Origin of the sequence: Rhizobacter sp. (assembly GCF_031412495.1) — a bacterium.
Lineage (GTDB): Bacteria > Pseudomonadota > Gammaproteobacteria > Burkholderiales > Burkholderiaceae_C > Schlegelella_A.
On sequence record NZ_JANODC010000013.1, the window covers coordinates 1 to 6,351 of the forward strand.

The 6,351-nt window shown below is 70.9% G+C and carries 9 protein-coding genes; 8 read left to right on the forward strand and 1 reads right to left on the reverse strand.

All coding sequences use genetic code 11. The features are described from left to right. The coding region (locus AC30N0_RS00575; protein ID WP_489516000.1) for a M3 family metallopeptidase at positions 1-601 on the forward strand (601 nt) is incomplete at its 5' end. A gap of 231 nt (positions 602-832) precedes the next feature. After that, a complete protein-coding gene (locus tag AC30N0_RS00580) occupies positions 833-1,243 on the forward strand; it encodes a BON domain-containing protein (RefSeq protein WP_489516001.1) in 411 nt (136 codons plus the stop codon). 35 nt (positions 1,244-1,278) lie between these two features. On the opposite strand, the gene AC30N0_RS00585 is transcribed toward AC30N0_RS00580, so the two are convergent. Next, on the reverse strand, positions 1,279-1,998 hold the full coding sequence (locus AC30N0_RS00585; protein ID WP_489516002.1) for a class II aldolase/adducin family protein: 720 nt from the start codon (positions 1,996-1,998) through the stop codon (positions 1,279-1,281). Between the two features lie 106 nt (positions 1,999-2,104). On the opposite strand from AC30N0_RS00585, the gene AC30N0_RS00590 reads away from it, so the two are divergent. From AC30N0_RS00590 to AC30N0_RS00615, 6 genes are all read left to right on the forward strand, one after another. Then, on the forward strand, positions 2,105-2,887 hold the full coding sequence (locus AC30N0_RS00590) for an alpha/beta fold hydrolase (RefSeq protein WP_489516003.1): 783 nt from the start codon (positions 2,105-2,107) through the stop codon (positions 2,885-2,887). Between the two features lie 18 nt (positions 2,888-2,905). Further along, the gene (locus AC30N0_RS00595; protein ID WP_489516004.1) at positions 2,906-3,307 is read left to right on the forward strand and encodes a VOC family protein; all 402 of its coding nucleotides are present in this window, start codon (positions 2,906-2,908) and stop codon (positions 3,305-3,307) included. 116 nt (positions 3,308-3,423) lie between these two features. Then, the gene (locus AC30N0_RS00600) at positions 3,424-4,467 is read left to right on the forward strand and encodes an SAM-dependent methyltransferase (protein ID WP_489516005.1); all 1,044 of its coding nucleotides are present in this window, start codon (positions 3,424-3,426) and stop codon (positions 4,465-4,467) included. Next, positions 4,464-5,279 (forward strand): DUF1295 domain-containing protein, encoded by an 816-nt coding sequence (locus tag AC30N0_RS00605; protein ID WP_489516006.1) that lies wholly within the window; start codon positions 4,464-4,466, stop codon positions 5,277-5,279. The genes AC30N0_RS00600 and AC30N0_RS00605 overlap by 4 nt, the downstream gene beginning before the upstream one ends. Continuing rightward, positions 5,276-5,827: a lipocalin family protein gene (locus AC30N0_RS00610; RefSeq protein WP_489516007.1), complete on the forward strand. Its 552-nt coding sequence runs from the start codon at positions 5,276-5,278 to the stop codon at positions 5,825-5,827. The genes AC30N0_RS00605 and AC30N0_RS00610 overlap by 4 nt, the downstream gene beginning before the upstream one ends. Further along, positions 5,824-6,249 carry a DUF2177 family protein gene (locus AC30N0_RS00615; RefSeq protein ID WP_489516008.1) on the forward strand — a complete coding sequence of 142 codons (426 nt, stop codon included), beginning with the start codon at positions 5,824-5,826 and terminating at the stop codon, positions 6,247-6,249. Before AC30N0_RS00610 ends, AC30N0_RS00615 begins: the two co-directional genes overlap by 4 nt. Positions 6,250-6,351: the final 102 nt, after the last annotated feature.

Here is a 6,351-nt window from a genome sequence, read left to right on the forward strand (position 1 = left end):
CACGTCCGACTACACGATCTTCGTCGCCGAGGTCGCGTCGACGATCAACGAGCGCTTCCTGCTCGACAAGCTGCTGCAGCAGACGAGCGACCCGAAGGAGCGCTTCCTGCTCCTGCAGCATGCCGTCGATTCGATCGTCGGCACGTTCTACACGCAGGTCATGTTCGCCGACTTCGAGCTGCGCGCGCACCGCCTGGTCGAGAAGGACCAGCCGGTGACGACCGAGGTGCTCAACAGCCTCTACGCCGGCCTCCTGAAGGAGTACTGGGGCGACGCCGTCACCGTCGACGACTTCTACAAGTACACCTGGGCCCGCATTCCGCACTTCTTCAACTCGCCCTACTACGTCTACCAGTACGCGACCTGCTTCGCCTCGTCGGCGCAGCTTTACGCGGCGATGACGACCGGCGCACCGGAGTTGCGCCAGGCGGCGACCGACCGCTACCTCACGCTGCTGCGGAGCGGCGGCAACGACCACCCGATGACGCAGCTGAAGAAGGCCGGCGTCGACCTGACCCAAGGGGCCACGATCCAGGCCGTCATCGCGCAGATGGACCGCCTCGTGTCGCAGATGGAGAGCGAGGCGGCGAAGATCCGCTGATCCGGGCAGGCCGCCGGGCCGCCGGGCCGCCGGGCCGCCGGGCCGCCGGGCCGCCGGGGAGCATCCACGGTGTCTGCGGTGCCCGCCAGCCCGCGGCGAGCGGCGTCCACCGACATCCGTTTGCTCGCTCATCCGACAGAAACACGCCGCCGCAGCCTTTCCAATCCTGTCGCAGGAATGCGTGTGGAGCCCTCCTGCTCCCGCGTGCAACGCCTGCGAAAGGAAAACAACATGACCCGGATCTCGCTTCGCCTGACACCCATCGCCCTCGCCATCGCGGCCAGCGCGCTGCTCGTCGCCTGCGACAAGAAGACCACCACCACCACCACGCCGGCCGGTACTGCGACGACGACCACCGTCACGCCCAGCCCGACCACGAACTCCGCCATGAACAGCGCCTCCTCGGCCATAAGCACGGCGGGTGGCGCGGTCGTCGACTCGGCCGTCACCGCGAAGGTGAAGTCGGCGCTGCTCGCCGACGACAACGTCAAGGGCCTGCGTATCGACGTCGACACCAGCAACGGCGTCGTGACCCTGAACGGAACCGCCGATACCCAGGCCAACATGGCACGCGCCGAGACGCTCGCCAAGGGCATCGACGGCGTGAAGTCGGTCCAGAACCGGCTGACCGTCAAGCCCTGACCGCTGCGCCGCCGTTGTTCGCGGCCGCAGCCGGGTCAGTCGCGGTAGCTCGGGTCGTCGCGGTCGAGCTTGCGCAGCAGGGCCGCGAAGCCGATCCGGCCGAAGCCGGCGTCGCCCACGCCCTGGGCCGTCGCGACCGTCGCGTCGATCACCGCGCGCGGCGGCAGCGCCAGCGCACGGCTGCCCTGCGCCGCAACCTGGATCTCGCAGCTGCGCTCGAGGTAGTGCATGAGGGTGAAGGCCTCGGCGATGCTGCGGCCCCAGGCCAGCGTGCCGTGGTTGCGCAGGAACATCATCCGCCGGTCGCCGAGGGCGGCGACGAACTTCGTCCGCTCCTCGGCGCGCAGGCCGGGGCCGTCGTAGTCGTGGTAGCCGATCTGGCCGGCGTAGGTGATGCCGAACTGGTTCACCGGCAGCAAACCCTCCTGCTGCGCCGAGACCGCCGTGCCGCAGATCGTGTGCAGGTGCATCACGCACGCGGCCTGGGGCCGCGCCTCGTAGACGGTGCGGTGCACGACCCAGCCGGCCGGGTTCACCGGCGTGCCGGCGCCGGAGACGTCGTTGCCGGCGAGGTCGACCTCGAGCAGCGTCGAGGCGGTCACCTCCTCGAACAGCATGCCGAAGGGGATGAACAGGAACCGGTCGGGCGAACCCGGGATGCGCGCCGACAGGTGGGTGTAGATCAGGTCGTCCATGCCGCGCCGGGCGAACATCCGGTAGCAGGCGGCGAGCTCGAGGCGGGCGGGCGGGGACATCGGGTCGGTGTCGGTGTCGCCCCAGGATACTGCGGTTGTCCGGCGGGGCTGCCGCCGGCAGGGGCGGTAAGCTCGACGTGTCGACAGGATTGATCGGGAGCGCGAGATGCTGCTGGAGGTTCGAGGCAAGAAGCTGTCGGTCGAGAAGCAGGGCAGCGGCGAGCCGGTCGTCTTCGTTCACGGGCTCGGCAGCACGCTCAACGTCTGGGAGCCGCAGGTCCGCGCCCTGGTGGAACGCTTCACCCTCGTGCGCTTCGACCTCGAAGGCGCGGGCCGCTCGCCGCACGCCGGCGCGCTGTCGATCGACGGCTGGGTGCAGGACCTGAAGGCGATGCTGGATGCGCTGCAGATCGCCAGGGCCAGCTTCGTCGGCCACTCGCTCGGCACGCTGATCCTGCAGCACTTCGCCGTCGCCCACTCGCAGCGGGTCGACAGGCTGGTCTTCATCGGCGTCAACCGGGCCCCGCCCGAAGCCCGGCGGCAGGCCATCCGCGACCGCGTCGCCAAGGTCCGCAGCGAGGGCATCGACGCCATCGTCGAGGCGGTGGTCAAGGGCGGACTGTCGCTGCACACGCTGGCCGAGAAGCCCGAAGTCGTCGCCTTCGTCCGCGAGCTGCTGACGCGCCAGTCCGACGAAGGCTACGCGCGCTGCTGCGAGGCGATGGCCGCTTCGGTCGCTGCCGATGCCGGCGCCATCGCCGCACCGGTGCTGCTGCTGGCCGGCCGCGACGATGCCGTCAGCCCGGTCGCCAACAGCGAAGGCCTGGCCGCCGACCTGAAGAACGCGGAGCTGCGCATCCTCGAGCAGTGCGGGCACTGGCATCCGATCGAGCAGCCGGCCGCCGTGAGCCAGGCCTTGCGCGAGTTCCTTTCGGGCCCCAGGCCCTGACCCTTCCGGAGTGCCCGCATGGCCAAGATCCGCCACATCGCCCTGTCCGTCCAGGACCCCGAGGCGACCGCGTCGTTCTACGAGAAATCGTTCGGGTTGAAGCGGGTCGGCACCACGACCTCGGTGCTTGCCGACGGCGTCTACCTGTCCGACGGCTACATGAACATCGCCCTGCTCAAGTACAAGAGCGACGAGATGGCGGGCGTCGCCGGCGGCCACGAGTTCGTCGGCACGCACCACTTCGGCTTCCAGGTCGAGGACGCCGACCACTCGCGCAGGCAGATCGAAACCAACGGCGGCAGCTTCTTCATGGACCTGCCGCACCTGAAGGACACGCTCTACTACGAGGAGAAGTTCCGCGACCCCGAGGGCGTGATCTTCGACATCTCGGAAAAGGGCTGGGTCACCGACACCAAGTAGCCGTCCCGGCCGACCGCCGGCCTGCCGACGTAGTTTGCGCCGCAGGTGATCCACGCACCGCGCCGGCGCGTAGGACGTCCGGGAGCCGAACCGGCTCCGGCGCAGGACGCGATCGAATGGCGAACGGCACCGCCGCAGCGGTACATTGGGTCGAGCAGGGGCTGGTGCCGGACCGCGTCGTCCGGCTCGGCATCCGCCGCCTGCTGAAGGCGCGCATCGCCGAGCTGCAGGAGGGCGACGCCGCTGCCGCCGCGGCCCTGACCGAGGCCTTCGTCGAGCACATGCGGGCGGCGCCGATCGCCCTGCTGCCCGAGCTCGCCAACGAGCAGCACTACGAAGTCCCGGCCGCCTTCTTCGCCGCCGTGCTCGGCCCGCACCGCAAGTACAGCAGCGCCTTCTGGGCCGACGCCGAGGGCGGGCTGGCCGAGGCCGAGGCCGCCGCGTTGCAGGCCACGTGCGAGCGGGCCGGCCTCGCCGACGGGCAGCGGATCCTCGAGCTCGGCTGCGGCTGGGGTTCGCTGACGCTGTGGATGGCCGAGCGCTTTCCGCAGAGCCGCATCACGGCGCTGTCGAACTCGAGCTCGCAGCGCGCGCACATCGAGGCCGAGGCGGCACGGCGCTCGCTCGGCAACGTCGAGGTCCTGACCCGCGACATGAACGCCTTCGACAGCGACGACCGCTACGACCGCATCGTCTCGGTCGAGATGTTCGAGCACCTGCGCAACTGGCCGCTCGCGTTCGCCCGCGTCGCGCGCTGGCTCGCCCCGCGCGGCCGCTTCTTCATGCACGTTTTCGCGCACCGCGGCGCGCCGTATGCGTTCGTCGAGCGCGACCCGAGCGACTGGATGAGCCGGCACTTCTTCGCCGGCGGGATGATGCCCGCCGACGACCTGGCCCTGCGCTTCCAGGACGACCTACGCCTGGTGAGCCGCTGGCGCTGGGACGGCACGCACTACCAGCGCACGGCCGAGGCCTGGCTGCGCAACATGGACGCGCAGCGCGCCGAGCTGATGCCGATCCTGGCCGGCTGCTACGGCCGCGATGCGGCGCTCTGGTGGATGCGCTGGCGGCTCTTCTTCCTCTCCGTCGCCGAGCTGTTCGGCCACGACAACGGGCAGCGCTGGTGGGTCGGCCACTACCTGTTCGAGAGGCGCGCGTGACCGGCTGGCCGGGCGTTGCACTGGCCGGACTCGCCGCGACCGCCACGCTGGCGTTCGCGACCTGGCTCGCCAGCATGGCGCGCCACGACGTCAGCCTGGTCGACCGGATGTGGCCGGTGTTCATCGCCGGGGCGGGCATCGTCTACGCCAGCCTTCTGCCGGCGAGCAGCCTGCGCGCTGCCTGCTTGGTCGGGCTCGTCGTCGTCTGGACGATCCGGCTCGGCCTCTACATCACGGCGCGCAACTGGGGCCACGGCGAGGACCGGCGCTACCAGGCGATCCGCGCCCGCAACGAGCCGGGTTTCGCGCTGAAGAGCCTCTACCTGGTGTTCGGCCTGCAGGCACTGCTGGCCTGGATCGTGTCGGCGCCGCTGCTCGCCGGCATGGCCGGCGCGTCGCCGCTCGGCATCCTCGACATCGTCGGGTTCGCCCTCGCTGCGGCCGGTATCGTCTTCGAGGCCGTCGCCGACCGGCAGATGGCCCGCTTCAAGGCCGACCCCGCCAACCGCGGCCGGGTCATGGACCGAGGCCTGTGGCGCACGACGCGTCATCCGAACTACTTCGGCGAGGCCTGCGTCTGGTGGGGGCTGTGGCTGCTGGCGCTGGCCGCCGACCCCGCCGGCGCCGCGTGGACGGTCGTCTCGCCGCTCCTGATGACGGTGCTGCTGCTCCGGGTCTCGGGCGTCAGCCTGCTCGAGAAGGACATCGCCGAGCGGCGCCCGGCCTACCGCGACTACATCGCGCGCACGCCGGCATTCGTGCCGTTCTGGCCGCGCGCGGCGCGCCGTCCCCTGCATGGAGAACTGCCGTGAAGAAGACTTCCTGGATCCTGGCCGCGGGCCTGCTCCTGCTCGGCGCCTGCGCCTCGGCGCCGCCGCGGCCGCCCCTCGCCCTCGCCCCGGCCGTGGACCTCGGCCGCTTCATGGGCGACTGGTACGTGATCGCCGCCATCCCGACCGTCTTCGAGCGCGGCGCCCACGCACCAATGGAGAACTACGCGCTGGAGCCGGACGGCAGCATCGCGACGACGTTCTCCTTCAATTCCGGTGCCTTCGACGGCCCGCGTCGCGTGCTCCGGTCGCGCGGCTTCGTCGTCCCCGGCAGCGGCAACGCGGTGTGGGGCCAGCAGTACGTCTGGCCGTTCCGGGCCGACTACCGCATCGCCTGGCTGTCGGCCGACCAGGCCCAGGTGGTGATCGGGCGCGAAAAGCGCGACTACGTCTGGATCATGGCCCGGACGCCGACCCTCGCCGACAGCGACTACGCTCGCCTGCAGGCCATCGTCGCGGCACAAGGCTACGACGTCGCGCGGCTGGTCCGCTTGCCGCAGCGCGGCGGAACGACTGCGGGCTCGCCATGAGCATCACGCAGATCCTGATCGCCTACCCGGCGACGGCCCTGGTCTTCCTGGCCCTCGACGCGGCCTGGCTCTGGGCCATGGCCGACCGCCTGTACCGGCCGGCCCTCGGCCGCATCATGCTGGAGCGCTTCGACCTCGTCCCGGCGGCGATCTTCTACGCGCTGTACGTCGCCGGCATGCTCGTCTTCGCCGTCGCGCCCGGGCTCGATGCGCGGCGCTGGACGGTCGCGCTCGGCTATGGCGCCCTGCTCGGGCTGGTCGCCTACGCGACCTACGACCTGACGAACCAGGCCACCCTGCGCGACTGGCCCTGGAGGGTGACGATCGCCGACCTGTGCTGGGGCACCTTCGTCACCGCCGTGGCGTCGGCGGCCGGCTGCCGTATCACGGCCTGGCTGAGCGAAAGCTCCTCGACCGCCTGAGTGCCGCGGTCCTCGTGGCCGAACGAGCCGTCGGCTGAGGCCGCGCTGCCGTCGGCCTCACATCCCGACCAGCGACCCGAGCACCTGGGCGACGCGGCCCTG

What these genes read in the sequence shown, in the direction of transcription:
- AC30N0_RS00580 (WP_489516001.1), top strand. Translation starts at nt 833, where the DNA reads ATGACCCGGATCTCGCTTCGCCTGACACCCATCGCCCTCGCCATCGCG.
- AC30N0_RS00585 (WP_489516002.1), bottom strand. Translation starts at nt 1,998, where the DNA reads ATGTCCCCGCCCGCCCGCCTCGAGCTCGCCGCCTGCTACCGGATGTTC.
- AC30N0_RS00590 (WP_489516003.1), top strand. Translation starts at nt 2,105, where the DNA reads ATGCTGCTGGAGGTTCGAGGCAAGAAGCTGTCGGTCGAGAAGCAGGGC.
- AC30N0_RS00595 (WP_489516004.1), top strand. Translation starts at nt 2,906, where the DNA reads ATGGCCAAGATCCGCCACATCGCCCTGTCCGTCCAGGACCCCGAGGCG.
- AC30N0_RS00600 (WP_489516005.1), top strand. Translation starts at nt 3,424, where the DNA reads ATGGCGAACGGCACCGCCGCAGCGGTACATTGGGTCGAGCAGGGGCTG.
- AC30N0_RS00615 (WP_489516008.1), top strand. Translation starts at nt 5,824, where the DNA reads ATGAGCATCACGCAGATCCTGATCGCCTACCCGGCGACGGCCCTGGTC.